Here is a 21,298-nt window from a genome sequence, read left to right as displayed (position 1 = left end):
ATTTTACAGTTGTGAAAGAGTTACAAATAATTTTCGAGATTCAGATTTAATTAGGGTGTAATCGTATAGGGAGTAAGTTTGCTAAGTGGATAAGTTAGAGAATAAAAGTATGGCTAACTATGATGAATACCGAGCAGTTGTTCTTTGTGCCAGCTTTTCTGAATGTAATCAAGTTTTAACCACCATTAAGTCCATCGTCTTCCACAACCGCTTTATCAAGTTTTATGTCATCAACAGTGACTTTCCAACAGAGTGGTTTGTCAGCATGAAAAAAAAGCTGGCCAAGCTGGACTGCCAGATAGTCAATGCTCGGCTGGATGGCAGTCATATTAGTCAATATAAGACAAATATCCATTATTCAGTTTCCTTGAGATATTTTACGGCTACTTTTGTAGAGGAAGATCAAGCCCTTTATTTGGATTGCGATATTGTAGTAACACGTGATTTATCAGAAATTTTTGCAGTTGATTTGGGTTCCTATCCGCTTGGAGCGGTAAGAGATCTGGGTGGAGAAGTATATTTTGGCGAGCAGATTTTTAATTCAGGTGTTTTACTAATTAATGTGAACTACTGGAGAGAAAACGATATTGCGGGTCAATTGATTGAGATGACTGATAACTTACATGATAAAGTCAATCAGGATTACCAAAGTATTCTCAATATGCTCTTTAAAAACCGCTGGCTGGAGTTGTCTTTTGCTTATAACTGCATTACGCTCCATACGACCTTTTCGGACTATGAGCCTGAAAAAGGTCTCTATCCGCCTGTGATTCATTATCTGACCGAGCGCAAGCCTTGGAAAGAGTATACTCAGTCCATCTATCGTGAGGTCTGGTGGTTCTATCAGGGACTGGATTGGTCGGATATGCAGGAGCCAGTCGGAGCCCTGACTCAAAAGATGGTGGAAGGTGAAGATGGACCAAGTCTGTCCTGCCTAATCTACACCTACTCTTGTGACCTGATGCATATCAACTATCTGATTCAAGCCCTTCCTACCTGTCATTTTTACATCGCGGCACCGGTAGTGGTGGCAGAGCCAATCACGCGTCTGCTCCAGTATCCTAATGTCAGCGTCAGCTCAGATATCGCGGGCATTCCGGCTCTCTTGGAGTCGCTGGAAGCCAAGTCTCAGCTGTTGCTGGATATCAATGCCGGTGATGAGGTAGGTGGTATCATTGCTCGCTTTAAGTTTGCTGGTAAGCCAGTCTTTGCCTTTGACAGCACAGTCCATGGCCAGCAGGGGCAGGAAGTCTTTCCAGCTGATAATCCTGAAATCATGGTTCAGGCTATTGAGAAGCTAGGCATGGCCGAGCCTGAAGAGCGGCAGATTTCTGTACTCTCTATTGACCAGTCGCTGGATTATCTCTTGGAGAAAGGTGCTTCAGTGGTTCGTTTTGGAGATGGGGAGATGGATTTAGTTGCGGGTCGCGGTATCCCTTATCAGGAGTACGACCCTGAGCTGTCAGCACGCTTGAGAGAGATGATATCTATGGAGAGCGATGAGCGTTTGATGGTCTGTCTGCCCGATGTCTTTACAGGACTAGAGCGCTATTCCATTGATGCCCAGAATTTTTGGAAAGCTCATCTGCAGCACCATTTGGCAGATTATCTAGAAATTTGCCGGGCAACTTGGTATGGATCAACTTTTATTTCCCGGCCTTATATCGATCTGGAAGATAAAACGCAGTCTGCGGGCTATTTTGCAAAGTTAAAGAAGGTATGGCAGGACAAGGACCTCTTGATCGTAGAGGGCTTGACTTCTCGCTCTGGTGTGGGCAATGACCTCTTTGACGGGGCTAAATCCATCAAGCGGATTATCTGTCCTTCTCGCAATGCCTACAGCAAGCTGGAGGCCATCAAGCAGGCTGTTCGAGAGCATGTGGATAATCGTCTGATTTTGATCATGCTTGGTCCGACGGCCAAGGTCTTGGTCTATGATCTGGTTCAGGAAGGTTATCGGGCGCTGGATATTGGACATATTGACTCAGAGTATGAGTGGTTTCAGATGGGAGCTAGTCACAAGATCAAGCTATCGCACAAGCATACAGCTGAGCACAATTTCGATCAGGATATTGAGTTTAGAGACGACCAAGCTTATGACAGTCAGATTGTTGCCAATCTGGCTCAGGAATGAAGATTAGAAAAAGAATATGAAAGTTAATATTACCAATCTATACGGTATGTCTGGCCAGAGTACGGCCTTGATTGCCCAGAATGATGTGACCAAGCTAGCCAAGCAACTGGGCTTCAATGAACTGAGTTTTTATTTTTACGATATTTACAGCGACAGCCAGTCGGAGCTCAGTCGTCGTCTGGACGGTATCATGGCTAGTGTTGGCTATGGCGATGTGGTTATCTATCAGTCGCCCACTTGGAATGGTCGGGAGTTTGATCAAGCCTTTATCAGCAAGCTCAAGATTTTGCAGGCCAAGCTGATTACCTTTATCCATGATGTGCCGCCACTTATGTTCCCGTCAAACTACTATCTGATGCAGGAGTATATCGATATGTACAATCAGTCAGATGTGGTCATCGTTCCTTCTGAGCAGATGCGGGACAAGCTGCTGGCAGAGGGGCTGACTGTGGACAAGATTTTGATCCAGCGCATGTGGGATCATCCCTATGATTTGCCACTGCACCAGCCTCAGTTTGCGCCTAAGCTGTATTTCGCAGGAAGTGTGGAGCGTTTTCCGCATCTGAGCAACTGGTCTTATGCTATGCCGCTAGAGATTTTTTCGCCTGAGGAAGAGTCAAATCCAGAGGCCAATGTCAGCTATCGCGGCTGGGTCAGCCGTCCAGAGTTGCTCTTGGAGCTGTCTAAGGGCGGTCTAGGCCTAGTCTGGGGTGTTGAGGAAAATCCAGCAGACGAGCCGGAATACTATGGTCTCAATATCTCTCATAAGTCTGCCACCTATCTGGCAGCTGGGATTCCGGTCATCGTCCCTTCTTACCTGTCCAATGCAGAGCTGATTCGCGAGCGTGATCTGGGCTTTGTCGTAGACAGTTTGGAAGAGGCCAGTCGGATCGTTGAAAATCTGACTGTCGAGGAGTATCAGGATATGGTCGAGCGGGTTAGAAAGTTCTCTTTCTTGCTTAAGGAAGGCTATTTCAGTAAAAAAGTATTAATTGATGCGGTGATGGAAGTCTTGTCCTAAAATTCTCAAGCCATCATCATAAGGAGTCAGAGTGAAGTCATTTTTTAAACCGCTTATTCTCAAAAAGTTTCTTTGGACCTTACTTTTCGTATTTATCTATGTTTTGGGAAGTAAGTTGACTCTTCCATTTGTTGATGTCTCGAGTATAGCTAAACTAAATGGAGATTCAGTAACACTAAATTATGCAGCTGCTTTGATGGGTGGAAACTTAAGGAGTATGTCTTTCTTTTCGATTGGGCTAGCCCCTTGGATGTCGTCTATCCTCATCTGGCAAATGTTCACTGTTTCGAAACGATTGGGACTTAATAAACTTTCTATGGAGAGTCAAGAAAAGAGAAGGATGTTGTTGACTCTAGCTATTGCTCTGATTCAATCCTTAGGTTTAGTTCTTAATTTGCCTTTGAAGACAGTGGCAGGAGTTGGACAAGGAACGATTGTCTTCCTGGATACCTTGATCTTAATAGCGGGAACTTATTTTCTTATTTGGCTGACTGACCTTAATTCATCAATGGGGCTTGGGGGTTCCATTATGATTGTCATGGTCAGTATGATCTCCTATATTCCGCAGGACATATGGCTTTCGATCCAAGAACTCAAAATTTCTCCTCTTATTTTAGCTGTAGTAGGGCTTTTGAGTCTTTGTTTTCTATATCTTGCTGTTCTAGTTGAAAGAGCCAAGTACAGAATACCGATCAATAAGATAAATATCCATAATCGCTTTAAAAAATATTCCTACCTAGATATTCGAGTAAATGATGCTGGGGGTCTTCCTATTATGTATGCCATGACTTTGGTCAGCATTCCCCAGTATTTCCTCATGCTAGTTCTGTTTTTCCAACCAAATAATAGGCTGGTGAAAGAATGGATTCTAAGGTTAGCGATGGGTGGAATACCTTGGTTGATTCTCTATCTGCTGACTATTTTTATTCTGGCTTGGGCTTTTGCTTTTATTAATGTTAACAGTGATCAAATTGCAGAGCGGATGCAAAGGAGTGGGGAATATATTGAAAATTTGTATCCTGGTGAAGCAACCCGTCGTTATATTCACAAAATTGTAGGTTATTTTGCCTTTGTCGGAGCGCTTTACCTAGTTTTGGTGGCTGGTCTTCCAATGCTTCTGATCCTCTTCGATATTCGCTATATGAGGCTTGGTATGATTCCTGGTATGTTTATGATTTTTATTGGCATGGTCTTTTCTATTAAGGATGAGGTAGATACTTTAACACTTAATGACCGTTATCATTCATTGTTCTAGGAGGAACTATGTATTATTTTATTCCTTCATGGAGTGGAAGTGGAAAGAGGGTTTGGCATCGAGATATTATTCCCTGGTACCGATCTATGCAGAGGCTTGAGTTTGATGATACTATTCATCAGATTCGGATTTTTCATAGTGAGAATCTGCCAGTCAAACTCCTCTTACAAGCCTATATGCCTCATGCTCGTTATTTTTTACATCGCCAAGATATCTTTGAGACGGAATACTATTCAGTTTTTGATGAGATCCAGGCTGTAGAATCTAATGATATGCAGGTTTTACAAATCAAAGATCTTGAATGGGAAGATGATTGTGAATTTATTTATACTCCATTTTTGATTATCGTACGCAGGCAAGGACAGCTTTATGCTCATGTCGAGTTTGGAGTAGAAGGCTTTATCAGTTTTATCAAATTTTTCAAGGATGATCAGCTGGAAAAGCTAAATATTTTTGATGATAGAGGCTTTGTCTCTAGTATCGTCTATTATGAAGATGGTCAGGAAGTATATCAGGACTACTTAAATCCAAATGGAGATTGGCGTATACGAGAATATCTAAAATTTGAAAATAGTCATGTAGTAGTCAATCCAGTTTTTTCTCGAGACTTTGATAAGCTGGAGTATGAATGCATACCAGATTTGATTCTTGAGAAGTTGGGATATTATATTTCTCATAATGTTGAAGAAGACAGCCGATTTGTAGTCGCTGCACAGCCTTTTACTAATCAAGGGGTGCTAGATCTGTTACCTCAACATTCTCATAGTATTCTCAGTTTTTTCCACGAACGTAATCAAGCAAGCAAAATAGAGAATTTTAAAGCTGATTTGGAGTACGTGGACTTGGTATTGACAGATCGAATGGATTTCAAAGAGACTCTTCAGAATCATTTTCCTCTCCAGGCAGAGAAGATTCATTACTTGTCTCCATTTGATACACGTTTGCAGCTAGGAAAGAGTCAACAACGTCATGAGTCAAAGATTTTTTATCAAATTGATCTTAGTGAGCTTTTGAATGACTATGCTATTTTTAAGGTTCTGTTTTATGTAGCCCAGCATCCAGACACGGAACTGGTTATCGGTGTATACAATGCATGGCAAGAAGGTATTAAACAGGTGGAAGATAAAGTAGAGGAACTTATTTCTGATTACTTGGATTTAAAAGATTTTATCAAAAAATCTTATAAAAATAACCAAGCAGAAAACCCTTTACCAGAAAACCAAGAGTTGGAATACCGATTTAGGATTAGGAACATTACAGATGAGCTTAGCCTGATTCAAGAGTTGGATGATACTCGTCTTATTATTGATTTAAGCCAGCAACCTAATCTTTATACACAAATTGCCGGTATCTCAGCTGGTATTCCACAGATCAATCTGGTTGCTTCTGACTATGTGACTCATTTACAAAATGGCTATATTCTTGACTCTATCTCTCAACTTGCAGTTGCTGCAGATTATTATTTGCAGGGGCTAAAAAATTGGAATCAGGCCTTGATTTATTCAATCGAAAAGATCAAACTGAATACTGGACATCAAGTGATTAAGCGGTGGGAGAAGTGGCTCAAGGAGGCTATAGATGAAAAATAAGCTGAAGATCTTACAGATTGGTTCCATCGATTGGAGCAAGGAAGTGGTAATCCCGGATAATATGGATTGGTACTATTTCTTTCCTCACTCTCAGCTGGCTATCAAAAAAGTTATGGAAATGGAGAAAATCAACCATTTCAGTGCCATTATTGTAGATGATTTAGACTTGATTCCAGATTTATTTTTGATTGAATCGAGAATTATTCCTTATACTATTTTTTACAGTAAAAAGCAGCAAGCCATACAAGAGCCGATTGCCTTTTTCCTTAAACGATACTGCGCTCAACAGATAGATCTAAGTGATAGACCAAATTTACTGAGAAAACTTTCTAAGGCACTTTTTCGTGGACAATATGGAGATAAGATGACACCTCTTGATATGGTCGTTAGTCCAGGTTTTAAGGGCAGGATTTGTTACAATGGCTATGAAAATTTGGAATTGGAAGGAAATTTTGGATCAGGCTTTAGGCCAATCGTGTCTTGGAAGTATAATATTGTAGCAAGCAAGAAAAATCCTGTAGAAATTTGGCTTGAATACGAAAAAGACCTTAGTTGCGAACTCCGCTTAAGAATCTATAATATTCAGGAAGGTTCGGCTGGTGATCTTGTTAGAGAATCAGTTTTTTCGGAAACTGATATGCAGGAAGCCATTGTTTTAGATAATGATTTCACTTCCTTTTTAGGAATCACTTTAGAAGCCAGAGGCTTTGGTACTTTAAAAATTGGTGCCTTCCACCAGCGTTTGACTCGCTATGAATTTGGTAAGTTTGTTTTGGGAGGTGAAATTTTAAAGGATATCCATCGGCAGGAAATCAATTATTTCTTTTATCCTGGAGATTTTAAGCCACCTTTGGTTGTTTATTTTTCTGGCTATCGTAGAGCAGAAGGCTTCGAAGGATTTGGTATGATGAGAGGTTTAGGTTGCCCTTTTCTTTTGATTTCTGATCAGCGATTAGATGGTGGTGTCTTTTATCTAGGTAGCGATGAATTAGAAGAAGGTATTAGACGCATAATCCAAGAACATATGGAATTACTAGGTTTTTCTGAACGAGAATTAATCCTATCCGGTATATCCATGGGAACCTATGGCGCCGCTTATTACGGGGCAGATTTCAGCCCTAGAGCAATTATATTATGTAAGCCACTTGCTAATCTTGGAACAATTGCTCAACGTGGCCGTCTTCGGCTACCAGAAGTTTTTCCGATGGCTCTTGATATCCTTCATCGTCATACAGGAGGGAAAGGTCGAGAAAATGTAATAGAGCTAGATAATCGCTATTGGAAAAAATTTAAAAATGCGGATTTCAGCCGTACTATTTTTGGTCTGGCTTACATGAAGGAAGAAGACTACGATCCGACAGCTTACGAGGATTTAGTACAATATCTCTATCCTACTGAAACCCAGTTGATGAGCAACGGGCTTTCAGGGCGACATAATGACGATTCTACTATGGTGATCAATTGGTTTATGAATTATCATCGCATCATACTGGAAAAAGAATTTGGAAGAAAGAAATGAAGATTCAAAAACATAAGGAAATTTACTGGGGAGAATTGAGAGGTGCGTCTATCTCAAAAACTAGAAAAGATTTCACCTACTTGTATGGTTCAACCATCATATTTCATTCTCCTGACCAGGTCTATTTTGAAAACAAATTAATGGCTTCTGGTCAAACGATTCATGAATGGTCCTCCAGTTGGAACTATCAAGGAGATAGACAGGTTCCTTCCCTTCCTTTGCTAAAAAGGGGAAGATCTTATTCTTTGGCTAGAGATATGACTTCCTACCCTTCCGAAAGTGTTTTTCTAAAACTTATTTTTTTCGATCGTTATAATAAAGAAGTCGGCAATATTGTTGAGCGTTCGGATAAAATGACTTTTACTTATCCCGAAGAAGCCTACAGCTATAAGGTACAGCTTCTTAGTGCGGGTGTTGAGTCTTTTGAGTTTTACTGCTTAAGAATTGAAGAAATTTTAGAGGAGTCAAATGGTTAAAAATTTTTTTCATATTCGGCGCTTAAAGAAAATTCTAGCTAAAATTAAGAGTTTTGAAAAAGAGATGTCTAGTCTGTCAGATTTAGACCTACAGAAAAAAACTGACGAATTCAAAAAGAGATTTGCTGACGGGGAAAATTTGGATCAACTTTTGCCAGAAGCCTATGCTGTTGTTCGAGAAGCGGATAAAAGGATTTTAGGATTGTTCCCTTACGATGTCCAAGTCATGGGAGCAATTGTCCTCCACGAGGGAAATATTGCTGAAATGGCGACAGGTGAAGGTAAAACTTTGACAGCGACTATGCCTCTTTATCTAAATGCCTTGTCTGGTCAAGGAGCGATGTTGGTCACTCCTAATTCCTATCTGGCTTTGCGAGATGCGAAAGAAATGGGTCCTGTCTACCGTTTTTTAGGACTGACGATTGAGACAGCAGTGAGGGCGGATGAAACAAAGCCCTTGGAGACCAAGGAAAAACGTAGGATCTACCAGGCAGATATCCTATATACAACCAATAGTGCTTTAGGATTCGATTACTTGATCGAAAATTTAGCAGAAAATAAAAAAAATCAATTTCTAAGAGAATTCAACTATGTTATTATAGATGAGATTGACTCTATTCTTCTGGACAGTGCACAAACCCCTTTGATTATATCTGGCGCTCCGCGTGTCCAGTCAAATTTCTATGACATGATGGACACTTTAGTCCAAACTCTCTATGAAGATGAGGATTATTGCTATGATGATGAGAAGAATGAAGTTTGGCTGACCCAGAAAGGAATTCGAGCAGCAGAGTCTTTCTTAGGATTAAACCATCTCTTTTCCAAAGAAAATCAGGAATTGGTTCGACATCTCAATCTAGCCTTGAGAGCTCATATGGTTTATAAAAAAGACCAAGACTATGTGGTACGACAAAGTGAAAATGAAGCAGAAGTGGTGCTTTTAGACCGTGCAACCGGTCGCCTTATGGAATTAACCCGTCTTCAAGGAGGCCAGCATCAGGCGATCGAAGCCAAGGAACATGTTAAACTAACTCAGGAAACACGTGCCATGGCCTCTATAACTTATCAGAATCTTTTTAAACTCTTTCGAAAACTCTCGGGTATGACTGGGACTGGAAAAGTTGTAGAAAGTGAATTCCTAGAAACTTATTCTATGTCTGTCGTTAAGATTCCAACAAATTGCCCTGTCATTCGAAGAGATTATCCTGATCAGATTTACCAAACCTTGCCTGAAAAAGTATTTGCTTCACTGGATGAAGTAAAGCATTATCATGCAAAAGGAAATCCTCTTTTGATATTCACTGGTTCTGTTGAGATGTCTGAAATCTATTCTTCTCTCTTACTGAGAGAAGGAATTGCCCACAACTTGCTAAATGCTAACAATGCGGCTCGAGAAGCACAGATGATTGCTGAATCTGGTCAGCTTGGAGCGGTGACTGTAGCTACATCTATGGCTGGTCGAGGAACAGATATTAAATTAGGTCCAGGAGTAGCTGATCTAGGTGGCTTGGTTGTTATTGGAACTGAAAGAATGGAAAACCATAGAATTGACCTACAAATTCGTGGCCGTTCAGGCAGGCAAGGTGATCCGGGGATCAGTAAGTTTTTCATCTCTTTAGAAGATGATTTACTAAAAAAATGGGGACCAGATTGGATAAAAAACTTTTATCGAGATTATTCTCCAGAAGATCTTAAGAACAACCCTATCTTGCTTAAACAAAGACGTTTTAAAAAACTTGTCTCTAAAGCACAAAAAGCTAGTGAGGGCAATGCTAAATTATCACGACGTCTGACTTTGGAGTATGCTCAAAGTATGAAGATTCAGCGAGAGCTGACCTATGCGGAGCGCAATCGCTTACTTGAGGATACAAATGAGATGGAAGAGGAAATCAATCGAGTTATTGAGTATGTCATTAAACAAGTTGCCTATGAACAAAGTTTTGAAAATAGGGCAGATTTTTATCGATTTATCTTGCACCATTTTAGCAACCGGGCTGAAAGAATTCCCCAGGAGTTTGATATTCACTCACCAAAAGAAGTCTCTCATCTTCTTCAAGCCATTGCTGAGCAGGAATTATTGGCAAAGAAAAGCTATCTTAAGTCGGACAAGCTTTATAGTCAATTCCAGCGTTTAGCTATTCTTAAGGCGATTGATGAGAACTGGGTTGAACAAGTAGACTATTTGCAACAGTTAAAAAGTGCTTTGAGTGGATTTCATACTTCTAATAAAAACCCTATAGTTGAGTATTACCAAGAGGCTTATGATGGTTTTGAATATATGAAAGAACGAATGAAACACCAAATTGTTAAGAATCTTTTAATGAGTGAATTGGCACTCAACCCCAAAGGAGAGGTCGTAATGTACTTCCCATAGGATGAGGAAAATATGACAGTATATAACATCAACTTAGGCATCGGCTGGGCAAGTAGTGGTGTAGAATATGCCCAAGCTTATCGAGCTCCGATTTTAAGAAGAATGCAGCAACCGGCTAAGTTTATCTTTATGGATATGATTTTAGCGGATAACATTCAACATTTGACAGAAAATATCGGTTTTTTGGATGAGGAAATTATCTGGCTTTATAACTATTTTACTGATATCAAGATTGCACCGACGACGGTGACGCTGGATCAGGTACTGGCTCAAGTCGCAGGTCAGCCGGAGTGCTCGGAGAGAGAGGGCAAGATTGTCCGCTATTTCTATCCGCAGGATGACCAGTTTATCACTTGCTATCTACGGCAGGAAGACCAGGACTTTGTGGAGCATGTGGAGTATGTCTCGCGGGGCAGATTGATTCGTAAGGATTATTTCTCCTATGTCCGCTATGCCAGTGAGTACTTCGCACCTCACAATGACGCCGCAACTCTCTACCAGCGCCGTTTCTACAATGAAGACGGCAGTGTGGCCTATGACATGCTGATAGAGGATGGTCAGGAAGTCTTATACCGTTTTCCGGATAGGATCTTTTATTCCAAGGCTGAGCTGGTCCGTTATTTTCTCCAGTGTTTGCAGCTGCAGGCAGATGATGTGGTCATCTTGGATCGAGAGACAGGGATTGGTCAGGTTGTCTTTGAAGAGAGCCAGAAGGCTAAGCTGGGAGTAGTGGTCCATGCGGAGCATTTCAGTGAAAATGCCAGCAGCGACGACTATATTCTCTGGAACAATTTCTATGACTACCAGTTTACCAATGCAGACAAGGTGGACTTCTTCATCGTGGCAACAGAGGCTCAGAAAATGATTCTAGAGCAGCAGTTCCAGCATTACTCGGACAAGCAGCCCAAGATTGTCACCATACCGGTGGGGAGTTTGGACCAACTGACTTATCCCAAAGAGCCTCGCAAGCCTTTCTCCATGATTACGGCTTCGCGTCTTGCTACGGAAAAGCATATCGATTGGCTAGTGGCAGCGACTGTCCAAGCCCATATCCAGTTGCCTGAACTGACTCTGGATATTTATGGTAAGGGGAGCGAAGAGGACAAGCTGCGTCGCAGGATTGAGGAATCGGGAGCTCAGGACTACATTCGGCTCAAAGGGCATGCAGATTTGAGCCAGATTTATGCAGGCTATGAGCTTTATCTGACGGCTTCAACCAGCGAAGGCTTTGGTTTAACGCTCATGGAAGCAGTTGGATCAGGTCTGCCTCTCATCGGCTTTGATGTCCGCTATGGCAATAAGACTTTTATCGTTGATGGTAAAAATGGCTATCTGCTACCGGTTAGTTCCAATCATGTCGAGGACCAGATTATTGCTGCTTTTGTGGAGAAAATAATAGCTCTCTTTAGCCAAGGGCGCCAGCAGGAGATGAGCCAACACTCTTATCAAGTGGCCGAGAATTATTTGACCAGCCGGGTTGAAGCGGCTTGGACCCAGCTTTTAAAGGAGGTTAGAGATGATTCAGCTCTTTGATTATTACAATCAGGAAACCCAGGATCTGCATGATTCCCTCCTTGCAGCTGGCTATGCCTGTCCGACCATTGTCATTGAGGCCAATGGCTATCTGCCGGACGACATGATCTCCCCCTATACTTATTTTTTAGGGGATGAAGAGGGAGTAGATCATCCGCTCTTTTTCAATCAAGTGCCAGTGCCCCCTTTCTGGGAAATCACAGGCGACCATCAGGCGGCGCGTGTCAGTGACATGGGAGAAGAAAGAGCACGGATTCACTATGCCAGTCAGGCCAGAGGCCGGCTGGTCAAGCAGGTGGATTGGCTGGATAAAAAAGGCCAGCTGCGACTGAGTGAGCGCTATAATAAGCAAGGCCGTTGCTTTGCCAAAACAGCCTATAAATCAGGCCAGGAGGCTTTCAACACGACCTATTACAGCACTGATGGTCAGGAGCGTATCGTGGAAAATCACGCCACCGGTGACATCATCCTGACCCTGGACCAAGAGCCCTTGCGGATTTTTAAAAGCCGAGTGGATTTTATCCGTTTCTTTTTAGAGCGGCTCGACTTTGACTTGGATCACATTCTCTTTAATTCTCTGGCTTATTCTTTCCTAGTTTCCCACAGCTTGACAGGTCGAGCTGGGCAGGATATTCTCTTTTGGCAGGAACCTCTGTATGACGAGCTTCCGGGCAATATGCAGCTGATTCTGGAAAATAGCCAGCTGCGGACGCAGACCATTATCATTCCAGACCTAGCAACTTATGAAAAGGCCATGAGTTTGGCAGCGACTGCCCAGCAGCAGAAGTTCCTGCATCTGGGCTATCATTATGACTTTAAGCGGGACAACTACCTACGAAAAGATGCTTTAATTCTGACCCATTCAGATCAGATTGAAGACTTAGAGACCTTGGTTCAGTCCCTGCCGCAGCTAGTCTTTCGCATTGCAGCACTTACGGAAATGTCACCTAAACTCTTGTCTATGCTGTCCTATAAAAATGTCGTCCTTTATCAAAATGCCAGTCTCAAGCAAATCGAGCAGCTCTACTTGGAATCGGACATTTATCTGGATATCAATCACGGAGGCCAGGTCTTACAGGCAGTGCGCAAGGCTTTTGAGAACAATCTCTTGATTCTAGGCTTTGAGCAGACCCTGCATGACAGGCGCTACATTGCCCAGCAGCATATTTTCGACAGCAGCCAGCCTGCTCAGCTGGCATCGACTCTGGAAGAAGCCTTATCTGGTGTTGAGCAGATGCGGTCGGCCTTGCAAGCTCAAGGCCGGCATGCCAACGATGTACCCGTCAGTCTTTATCAGGAGACTCTCCAAAGCTTGTTAGGAGGTCAGCATGGCTAAAAAAGATTTATTTCATAAGGATATTGAGGGACGGTTAAATGAGCTTAAGCATGGCAAGCCCAAGAAAGAAAAGGCTAGCTTGGGGGAAAACCTCAACAAAGCCTTTGTCATCGCCTTGGGCTTGATGATTTTGATTGGCTTGATTTTTACATTGATTGGAGCCTTGAGGAAATAAAATGCAAAAATTATTACTTATTCTGACTATCTTACTTGCTCTTATTTTAATTACATTGGTTATTTCTTTGCCTAGAGAAAACCAACAGTTTTTCAGCGAAACTCGTTCAACAATTGGTAAGTCAGGTTATTGGGAGACAAATTTTTTTAAAAAAGTTATTCTTTTGATTGTTAGTATTCTTCTCTTTTTAACCCTCATTTTCTATATAATTCAAACAGCCTAACTTTTTAGATCAAAAAGAGACCCTTAGACTAGGGTCTCCTTTGATTTAAATATTAGGAAGTTGATTCATTATTAGCCGATTTCATATCCCATTAATAATCCGCCTTCTTCTGCATAGAAACTACATAAGCCGGATGTCGGGATAGCTTGAATTTGGGCGTTAGGAAATTTTTCCTTGACTAAGTCAGAGAATTGCTGACAGAATTTATCATTATTGCGGTGAGAGATAATAATTTCACCTCCTGCATAACCCGCCTTGATGATTTCTTCAAAAGCAGCAGACAACGACTTCTTATAACCTCTAGCCTTCTGCAATAGTTCTAAGGTTCCTTGTGGCCCAGCTTCCCCAACCATGCGAATATTGAGCAAGCCTACGACTGCTCCAATTAGCTTATTTAATCGCCCGTTTTTAACCAGATTATCCACTTTGGCCAGGACAAAAAGTAATTTGGTTTTTGATTGGTAGTTTGTAATTTCTTGCACGATTTCGTCAAAAGAAAGGCCGTTACTAATTAGCTGATTGAGCTTTTGAACAAGCAAGTCAACTTCACCTCCAGCCGATAAACTATCAATCACATGAATATTGACATTCGGATGCTCTTCAAGGTAAAGCTTTTTAGCAACCTGAGCGCTGTTATGGCTACCAGATAAGGTTCCAGTAATAGTGACAACAAAGATATTATCAGCTCCTGCAAATGCTTTTAGATAGTCATCTGGACTTGGGCAAGCAGATTTAGAAGCAGTTGATGTGGCATACATTTTTTCCATCATTAAGTCAATATTTAGTTCTGCGTTGTCAATAAAGATTTCCTGGCCTACCTGAATGGTTAATGGGACATTTTCAAAATTTGTGTCTAAAGCCAGGTCTTTTAATTCTCTAAAATCGCATCCAGAGTCACTAACGATTTTCCAAGTCATTTTTAATCCCCTTGTTCCTATAATTATACATTGACAAAGATTGTGTCTTTTTTTACAATTATATCATGAAAGACTTTTTCCAGAAAGCTATTGATATCCGATGAGACAAGAAGGAAGAAACTGTTATGCCTGAACGTAAAATATCCAAAAAATCTCTTGAAAACCTAACGATTTCCAATCGGGAATCCAATCGTTTAACTCGCGAATCTTTGGAAATTTCCTTATTACAGTTATTAGAAAAAAAAGAATTGGCTAAAATCACTATTTCTGAGTTAGTAAACCGTGCTGGCGTATCCAGAGCGTCTTTTTACCGAAACTACAGCTCAAAAGAAGAGATTCTAGAGGAGCTTTTCGGCCAGACTGTGCATAATATTATGGAAAAAATGGCTCAGTTCGATTTTAAGACGGAGCTTTACCAAGTATGGCTTGCTCTGTTTAAAGAGGCACAGAAGGAAGCGTATCTCATTCGTTTAGCTGTTGAGTATAATTTAGAGAAACACTTGACGCAAGCAGTTCTTAACTTTTTAGAGAAAGGTCAAGAGTCCAAGAAAGATGCTTCGTCCTACGTTAATTCTTTCTGGAGCTCAGCTTTGGTTTCTGTCCTGTCAAAATGGATCAAAGAAGGCATGAAAGTGCCAGCTGAAAAGATTGCTTCTCTTGGTTTGCCTTTAATGGTTCAAGAAAATATCTAGTAAAGAAAAGAGAAAGAAATGGAAACAAAACGATTAGCTTGGGATGAATATTTTGCTGCACAGGCTCTTTTGATTGCCAATCGCTCAACTTGTAAGCGCGCAAGAGTAGGAGCGGTTTTGGTCAAAGACAACAAGGTTATTTCTACGGGATATAATGGCTCCGTATCAGGAACAGAACATTGTATTGATCATGAATGTTTGGTAGTCGATGGCCACTGCGTAAGGACCCTACACGCTGAGGTTAATGCCATTTTACAAGGCGCTGAAAGAGGTGTTCCAAAAGGATTTACTGCCTATGTAACTCATTTTCCCTGTCTCAACTGTACCAAGCAGTTGCTCCAGGTCGGATGCAAGCGCGTAGTCTATATCAATCAGTATCGGATTGACGAGTATGCTGAGTACTTGTATAGCGAGAAAGAAGTGGAATTAGTGCACCTGCCTTTAGAGGAAGTGAAGTCAGCCATAGCCGAAACAGATTTTATTTAAAAAGTGACTATCCTAGTTATTGTTTAAGATAAAAAGGCTCTATCATTTCGATAGAGTCTTTTTACGATCTTACTGATTATTTGACTTGACCACCTTCTACAACAAGATCATCAGCCTTAGCTGCATCGCCGTAGGTAGGGTGAAGAGTTTTTTCATAAGCCTTATGGAAGAAGTTTTCCTTACCAAGCTTTTCAATATCTTTGTTGATAAAGTCAAGAAGTTCTTTGTTTCCTTTTTGAACGGCTGGAGCAATAGTATCAGGATCACCTAAAGAAGTTATACCAACTTCGTAACCCTTGTTTTCAAGAGCCCAAGCTAGGACTTCAGTGTTATCTGTTGAGAAGGCATCACCACGTCCATCAAGCAGAGCTTGGTAGGCGTCACTGTATTGATCATATTTTTGAAGTTTAACCTCTGGGTGATTCTTTTCAAAGTAGGTTTCAGCTGTTGTACCTTTGGTCACGATCAAAGTTTTTCCTTTAAGTTCTTTAACATCTTTTATAAGGGCATCTTTAGGAGAAACGACTCCCAGTGAAACCTTCATATAAGGAAGCGCAAAGTCAACCTGTTTCTTGCGTTCATCTGTTACAGTGAAGTTTGCCAGTGTAATATCAACCTTGTTTGAGATCAAGTACTCTGCACGGTTGGCTGCGTCAACGGAAACATATTTAACCTTGACTCCAAGATCTTTGGCAAGTTGATTTCCAAGTTCGATATCGTATCCTTGGTAAGAGCCATCATTATCAACATAACCGAAAGGTTTTTTGTCTCCAAAGACTGCGATACGAAGCTCGCCACTTTTCTTAATTTCATCAATGGTCCGAGCCTTAGAACTTGATGCATTGGAGTTTTTGCTAGCACCACAAGCTGTGATAAAGACTAGAGCAAGGGCAAGTGTCATTACAGTTAAAATTGATTTAATTAGTTTCATAATCGTCTCCTTTATAGATATGAGCCAAATTGGCTAAAGTCAAATACGTTTAAAAATTCTTGCGCTCTTTTTGTTTTAGGATTGGTAAAGAAAGAGTGAGCATCTCCTTCTTCAGCGATCTGTCCTTGGTCCAAGAAAATGATTCGATCTGCTATAGCTTGAGCAAATTGCATTTCATGTGTGACCAAAATCATAGTTCGTCCTTCTTGGGCAAGATCATTAATTAATTCTAGCACCTCTCGTACCATCTCAGGATCTAAAGAGGCGGTTACTTCATCGAAAAGGATGATTTCAGGATGCATGAGAAGGGAACGAACAATTGCCACCCGTTGTTTTTGACCTCCAGAGAGCTGTCTTGCGTAGCTATGCTTTTTATCTAGAAGTCCAACACGTTTCAGTAGTTGTTCGGCTTCCTGAATGACTTCCTCTTTCTTACGTCCCTGGGCTTTTGTTGGTCCTAAAATAAGATTTTGCAGAACATCTAGGTGTGGAAAGAGTTCATAACTTTGAAAAACCATGCCAATTTTCTGACGAACAAGGTGAAAGTTCTTTTGATTGCCTGTGATGGATTGGTCATCTAAGAGGATATCACCTCCTTGAATATTTTCTAAGCCATTAATACAACGAAGAAGTGTACTTTTACCACACCCAGAAGGACCCAAAATCACGACAACCTCACCTTTTTTAACTTCAAGCGAAAGACCTTGAAGGATAGGATTGTCTCCAAAGGATTTTTGAAGGTCCCTTATTTTTAAAATCGTTTCAGGCATATTAATTCCTCCAGTGTTTTTCTAAATGACCTGCTAACTTGGAAATAGGGAAGCAGACAAGGAAGTATAAAACAAGAATAGTTCCATAAATCCAAAAGGAAGCGGTGGGGATAGTCAATCGGTTGCTATCGATAATTTGCTGGCCGACTTTAGTCACCTCAACAACGCCAATCAAAACGACTAGCGAAGTTGTTTTAATCATACGTGTAATCAGGTTAATGGCTTGTGGTAGTAGACGTCTTAGAACCTGTGGAATGATGACATAATAGTAAAGTTGAAACTTGGTTAAACCAAGCGCTTGGCCACTTTCAAACTGGTGCTTGGGTAGAGAAGTGATTGCTCCTCGAACTAGGTCCCCCATTTCAGCTGTTCCCCAGAGAGTAAAGACAATGATGGCTGAACTCTCGCCTGAGATATTGATATTAAAGTTGCGTGCTAACCCAAAGTAAACAATAAACAGTAAGACGAGCTGAGGCATTATTCGGATGAATTCTAGATAAAATCGAGTTAGTAGACGAACGATTTTAGATTGAGAAGTCATGATAATTCCCAAAAATGTACCAAGGATCATGGATAATAGAACGGAAATAACTGAAATACCAATCGTGACTCCCAAGCCTTGTAAAATACGAAGGAGATTATTTCCCTGAAAGAGTACCTGGATTCCCGAATCCTGCATGGCGTAATCTCCTTTCTATCCAACCAAAGAGAAGTGAAATCGGTAATAACATGAGCAGATAGGCAAGAACCAACATGGCCAAGGCGATATCTGTCTCGTAGTAGAGTCCAATCAAGTCCTTTGCCACATACATAAGATCTGCTAAAGCTACTACAGAGAAAACTGAGGTTTCCTTGATTAAGAAAATGACATTTGCACTAAAGGAAGGAAGTGCTACAGCAGTCGCTTGTGGAAGAACAACGTAGCGAAAAACTTGTCTTGGTGTCAAACCAATAGAGAGACCAATTTCATGCTGGGTTTGACTAACAGCTTCCAAGCCACTACGGAAGGATTCAGCCATGTAAGATCCACCTAGGAAGATGAGACCGATTGTCGCACAAGCTTCTGAAGACAAGACAAGACCAATCCTAGGTAGCCCAAAATACAGAAAGAAGAGCTGAATCAATAGTGGCGTGTTTCGAGATAGCTCAATGTAGACAGTTGCTAGCTGGCTCAAGATGGGAACTCGGTAATGTCGAATGATACTAACAACCAAGCCTAAAAGAAATGAACCAATTATCCCCCAAATAGCAATATGCAGGGTCAAAAAGAAGGCCTGCTGGTATAGTGGATAGTACTGTTCGATAATAGACCAATCCAAAAATGAATTCCTCCCCTCCTTAAGTCAGGAAAGTAAAATCGTCCCTGAACTTATCGGTTTAATAGAGTCATTTTATCATCAATCACACTGTTTGAATAATATGTATATTTTATCGGTCTGATAGAAAAAATTTATAAGGACTGCCAAAAAGATTGTATTTTAGTAACTGATCTAGACAAAGATGTTTGTCTAGATGCTGGATTGTTTTGAGAGAAGATGGATATACTTGATTTTTATACTGAAAATAATTAAAGAATAGAGTATAATGGATATAGAAAAATATGAAAGAGTATTTTGTTTTTTTAAAGAAATATAACAGTAGGATGGATCAATCAAATGTCAAATAAAGAGATAAACCAGGAGTTAAGTCAAAGGCGTAATGAAATAAGTCCAGAGATAGATAACGAAAAAAATAAGGAGAAGATTGAAGAAAAACAATCTATTGATGAAGCAAATGGGTCAGAACAAGTGGTAAAAGATTCAAAAGAGATCAAGTATACATCGGCTCTTCTTTCATTTTCCTTCTTCTCATCGATCATTTATCTGATTCTTTTCGTGTCACTTTTTAGTATAGCTTTACCATGGGGAATTGTCTTGTTGATTTTTCTAGGCCCTAGCTTAATTTGTTTTTTTATTGCAACTTTTTTAACTAGGGTTGGGATGACTAATGGGAGGAAAGGTTTACTATATGCAAGTTCAGGTATTTACCTGATTTCAGCTCTTTGTGCAGGAGATCCTGATTGGCATCTTTTTCAAATAGCTCCTTTTGTTTTCGCAGTTCTTGTTTTGGTTGGAACGCTAGTAGCTAAAGAAGAGAAGAGATGATATGGCGCGAAGTCATATCTTTATCTATTAATGGTTCCGTACAAACTTTCTTGTGCGTTGATACTTGGTACATCTTTTACGCCCTTTTTGATTGTACCCATTGTAATCGTAGCTCTAATCAGGATTGGTTTGCTAAAAACAGCAGATTCATAATTTTAAAAAGGTATAGTTTATGTCTATACCTTTTTCTTTTTTTAAACAAAGGAGTGTTAGCGTAAATTATGTTATAATGAAAAAGTTATATAGTCCCGATAAGATGGTAGGAAACTTCTATCAGTTCTTTGTAACTCGCAAACAATGACGGCTCCAAAGTCGCTCGTCATTCTACGGTTGCCGCTATACTTCGGACACCCATGCGCCTTACTAGCTTCGGAAATAAAAAGGTATCGTTTTTATTTCTTTCGCGTCGTAACTCTTAGACAATAGAAACACCTATCAGTACTTTGTAACTCTATAACAATATTTTTTAAGGGGGGACATTTCTATGTCAGAACGTAAACTTTTCACGTCTGAGTCTGTATCGGAGGGACATCCCGATAAGATTGCAGACCAAATTTCCGATGCTATTTTGGATGCCGTCTTGAGTCAGGATCCAGATGCCCATGTGGCTGCTGAAACAGCTGTTTATACAGGCTCTGTTCATGTTTTTGGTGAGATTTCGACTACAGCTTATGTAGATATTAACCGTGTGGTTCGTGATACAATTGCAGAGATTGGCTACACCAATACAGAGTATGGCTTTTCGGCAGAGACCGTCGGTGTGCATCCATCTTTGGTGGAGCAGTCGCCAGATATCGCTCAGGGTGTCAATGAAGCTATAGAGGTTCGTGGGAATGCAGATCAAGATCCATTGGACTTGATCGGTGCTGGCGACCAAGGGCTTATGTTTGGCTTCGCAGTGGATGAAACACCGGAGCTTATGCCATTGCCTATCTCACTCAGTCATAAGCTAGTCCGTCGATTGGCAGAGTTGCGCAAATCAGGAGAGATTGGCTATCTGCGTCCAGATGCTAAGTCACAAGTGACTGTTGAGTATGATGAAAATGGCCAGCCTGTGCGCGTGGATACGGTGGTTATTTCGACCCAGCATGACCCAGAAGTGACCAATGAAGAGATTCATCGTGACGTGATTGAAAAGGTGATTAAAGCTGTTATTCCTGCCCAGTATCTGGATGATAAGACAAAATTTTTCATCAATCCAACCGGACGTTTTGTAATTGGCGGCCCGCAAGGTGACTCTGGCTTGACTGGACGTAAGATTATTGTGGATACTTACGGCGGTTATGCTCGTCACGGTGGCGGTGCCTTCTCTGGTAAGGATGCAACCAAGGTCGATCGCTCAGCTTCATATGCAGCTCGATACATTGCTAAAAATATCGTGGCGGCGGGACTGGCTAAGAAAGCAGAGGTACAGCTAGCTTATGCCATTGGTGTGGCTCAGCCGGTTTCTGTACGTATCGATACTTTTGGCACTGGAGTAGTTGCAGAAAGCAAGCTTCAGGAAGCTGTTCGTCAGATTTTTGATTTGCGTCCGGCAGGTATCATTCAAATGCTTGATCTGAAACGTCCAATCTATCGTCAGACAGCTGCTTATGGCCATATGGGTAGGACAGATATTGATCTGCCTTGGGAAAAAACGGATAAAGTTCAAGCGTTGAAGGAGTATCTAGCCTAATTATAAAGAGTTGCAAGATGAGTATTTGATGGTTTCTACTTTATAGAA

General features: G+C 41.0%; 19 protein-coding genes and 1 pseudogene. 15 read left to right on the top strand and 5 right to left on the bottom strand.

Annotated features, from left to right (window positions below; genetic code table 11):
• Positions 1 to 124 precede the first annotated feature (124 nt).
• From PCY09_RS02665 to PCY09_RS02615, 11 genes and pseudogenes are all read left to right on the top strand, one after another.
• Positions 125 to 2,134: pseudogene (locus PCY09_RS02665) on the top strand (SP_1767 family glycosyltransferase); the annotation flags it as partial.
• Positions 2,135 to 2,150: 16 nt separating this feature from the next.
• Positions 2,151 to 3,155, top strand: a complete 1,005-nt coding sequence (locus tag PCY09_RS02660) for a sugar transferase (protein ID WP_061601929.1) — start codon at positions 2,151 to 2,153, stop codon at positions 3,153 to 3,155.
• Between the two features lie 31 nt (positions 3,156 to 3,186).
• Positions 3,187 to 4,410: an accessory Sec system protein translocase subunit SecY2 gene (gene secY2 / locus PCY09_RS02655; RefSeq protein WP_061601930.1), complete on the top strand. Its 1,224-nt coding sequence runs from the start codon at positions 3,187 to 3,189 to the stop codon at positions 4,408 to 4,410.
• Positions 4,411 to 4,418: 8 nt separating this feature from the next.
• Positions 4,419 to 5,999, top strand: a complete 1,581-nt coding sequence (gene asp1, locus PCY09_RS02650; protein WP_125396997.1) for an accessory Sec system protein Asp1 — start codon at positions 4,419 to 4,421, stop codon at positions 5,997 to 5,999.
• Positions 5,989 to 7,518: an accessory Sec system protein Asp2 gene (asp2, locus tag PCY09_RS02645; RefSeq protein ID WP_125396998.1), complete on the top strand. Its 1,530-nt coding sequence runs from the start codon at positions 5,989 to 5,991 to the stop codon at positions 7,516 to 7,518. Before asp1 ends, asp2 begins: the two co-directional genes overlap by 11 nt.
• A complete protein-coding gene (asp3, locus tag PCY09_RS02640; RefSeq protein WP_061601099.1) occupies positions 7,515 to 7,994 on the top strand; it encodes an accessory Sec system protein Asp3 in 480 nt (159 codons plus the stop codon). The genes asp2 and asp3 overlap by 4 nt, the downstream gene beginning before the upstream one ends.
• Entirely contained in the window at positions 7,987 to 10,368 is a 2,382-nt protein-coding gene (gene secA2, locus PCY09_RS02635) for an accessory Sec system translocase SecA2 (protein ID WP_125396999.1), read from the top strand. Before asp3 ends, secA2 begins: the two co-directional genes overlap by 8 nt.
• Before the next feature lie 12 nt (positions 10,369 to 10,380).
• Positions 10,381 to 11,901 (top strand): accessory Sec system glycosyltransferase GtfA, encoded by a 1,521-nt coding sequence (gene gtfA, locus PCY09_RS02630; protein WP_125397000.1) that lies wholly within the window; start codon positions 10,381 to 10,383, stop codon positions 11,899 to 11,901.
• Positions 11,885 to 13,237, top strand: a complete 1,353-nt coding sequence (gene gtfB, locus PCY09_RS02625) for an accessory Sec system glycosylation chaperone GtfB (RefSeq protein ID WP_125397001.1) — start codon at positions 11,885 to 11,887, stop codon at positions 13,235 to 13,237. The genes gtfA and gtfB overlap by 17 nt, the downstream gene beginning before the upstream one ends.
• Positions 13,230 to 13,412, top strand: coding sequence for an accessory secretory system protein Asp4 (gene asp4 / locus PCY09_RS02620; RefSeq protein WP_125397002.1), 183 nt, complete (start codon positions 13,230 to 13,232; stop codon positions 13,410 to 13,412). The genes gtfB and asp4 overlap by 8 nt, the downstream gene beginning before the upstream one ends.
• Before the next feature lies 1 nt (position 13,413).
• Positions 13,414 to 13,635: an accessory secretory protein Asp5 gene (locus PCY09_RS02615; RefSeq protein ID WP_125397003.1), complete on the top strand. Its 222-nt coding sequence runs from the start codon at positions 13,414 to 13,416 to the stop codon at positions 13,633 to 13,635.
• Positions 13,636 to 13,706: 71 nt separating this feature from the next.
• Here PCY09_RS02615 and PCY09_RS02610 read toward each other — a convergent pair whose 3' ends face one another.
• The gene (locus PCY09_RS02610) at positions 13,707 to 14,552 is read right to left on the bottom strand and encodes a DegV family protein (RefSeq protein WP_008808827.1); all 846 of its coding nucleotides are present in this window, start codon (positions 14,550 to 14,552) and stop codon (positions 13,707 to 13,709) included.
• A gap of 125 nt (positions 14,553 to 14,677) precedes the next feature.
• Between PCY09_RS02610 and PCY09_RS02605 the strand changes: the two genes are divergently transcribed.
• Positions 14,678 to 15,244 (top strand): TetR/AcrR family transcriptional regulator, encoded by a 567-nt coding sequence (locus PCY09_RS02605; RefSeq protein WP_008808826.1) that lies wholly within the window; start codon positions 14,678 to 14,680, stop codon positions 15,242 to 15,244.
• Between the two features lie 18 nt (positions 15,245 to 15,262).
• Entirely contained in the window at positions 15,263 to 15,730 is a 468-nt protein-coding gene (locus tag PCY09_RS02600; RefSeq protein WP_125397004.1) for a deaminase, read from the top strand.
• 76 nt (positions 15,731 to 15,806) lie between these two features.
• Here the strand turns inward: PCY09_RS02600 and PCY09_RS02595 are convergent, their stop codons facing one another.
• From PCY09_RS02595 to PCY09_RS02580, 4 genes are read right to left on the bottom strand one after another with little or no spacing between them, the layout of a single operon-like run.
• A complete protein-coding gene (locus tag PCY09_RS02595) occupies positions 15,807 to 16,661 on the bottom strand; it encodes a cysteine ABC transporter substrate-binding protein (RefSeq protein ID WP_008808824.1) in 855 nt (284 codons plus the stop codon).
• A gap of 11 nt (positions 16,662 to 16,672) precedes the next feature.
• Positions 16,673 to 17,431, bottom strand: coding sequence for an amino acid ABC transporter ATP-binding protein (locus PCY09_RS02590; RefSeq protein ID WP_045773912.1), 759 nt, complete (start codon positions 17,429 to 17,431; stop codon positions 16,673 to 16,675).
• Position 17,432: 1 nt separating this feature from the next.
• Positions 17,433 to 18,110 carry an amino acid ABC transporter permease gene (locus tag PCY09_RS02585; RefSeq protein ID WP_105026028.1) on the bottom strand — a complete coding sequence of 226 codons (678 nt, stop codon included), beginning with the start codon at positions 18,108 to 18,110 and terminating at the stop codon, positions 17,433 to 17,435.
• Complete coding sequence (locus PCY09_RS02580) at positions 18,070 to 18,750, bottom strand: amino acid ABC transporter permease (protein WP_125397005.1); 681 nt, start codon at positions 18,748 to 18,750, stop codon at positions 18,070 to 18,072. Before PCY09_RS02580 ends, PCY09_RS02585 begins: the two co-directional genes overlap by 41 nt.
• Positions 18,751 to 19,086: 336 nt before the next feature.
• Between PCY09_RS02580 and PCY09_RS02575 the strand changes: the two genes are divergently transcribed.
• Positions 19,087 to 19,575, top strand: a complete 489-nt coding sequence (locus PCY09_RS02575; protein ID WP_048779387.1) for a hypothetical protein — start codon at positions 19,087 to 19,089, stop codon at positions 19,573 to 19,575.
• 484 nt (positions 19,576 to 20,059) lie between these two features.
• The gene (gene metK / locus PCY09_RS02570; RefSeq protein WP_048779390.1) at positions 20,060 to 21,250 is read left to right on the top strand and encodes a methionine adenosyltransferase; all 1,191 of its coding nucleotides are present in this window, start codon (positions 20,060 to 20,062) and stop codon (positions 21,248 to 21,250) included.
• The last annotated feature ends 48 nt before the right edge of the window (positions 21,251 to 21,298 follow it).

It is taken from the genome of Streptococcus sp. SG2, from assembly GCF_030439925.1.
Lineage (GTDB): Bacteria > Bacillota > Bacilli > Lactobacillales > Streptococcaceae > Streptococcus > Streptococcus gordonii.
Note: the sequence above shows the minus strand (reverse complement) of the source record. Positions and strands in the feature narration are given on the sequence as shown.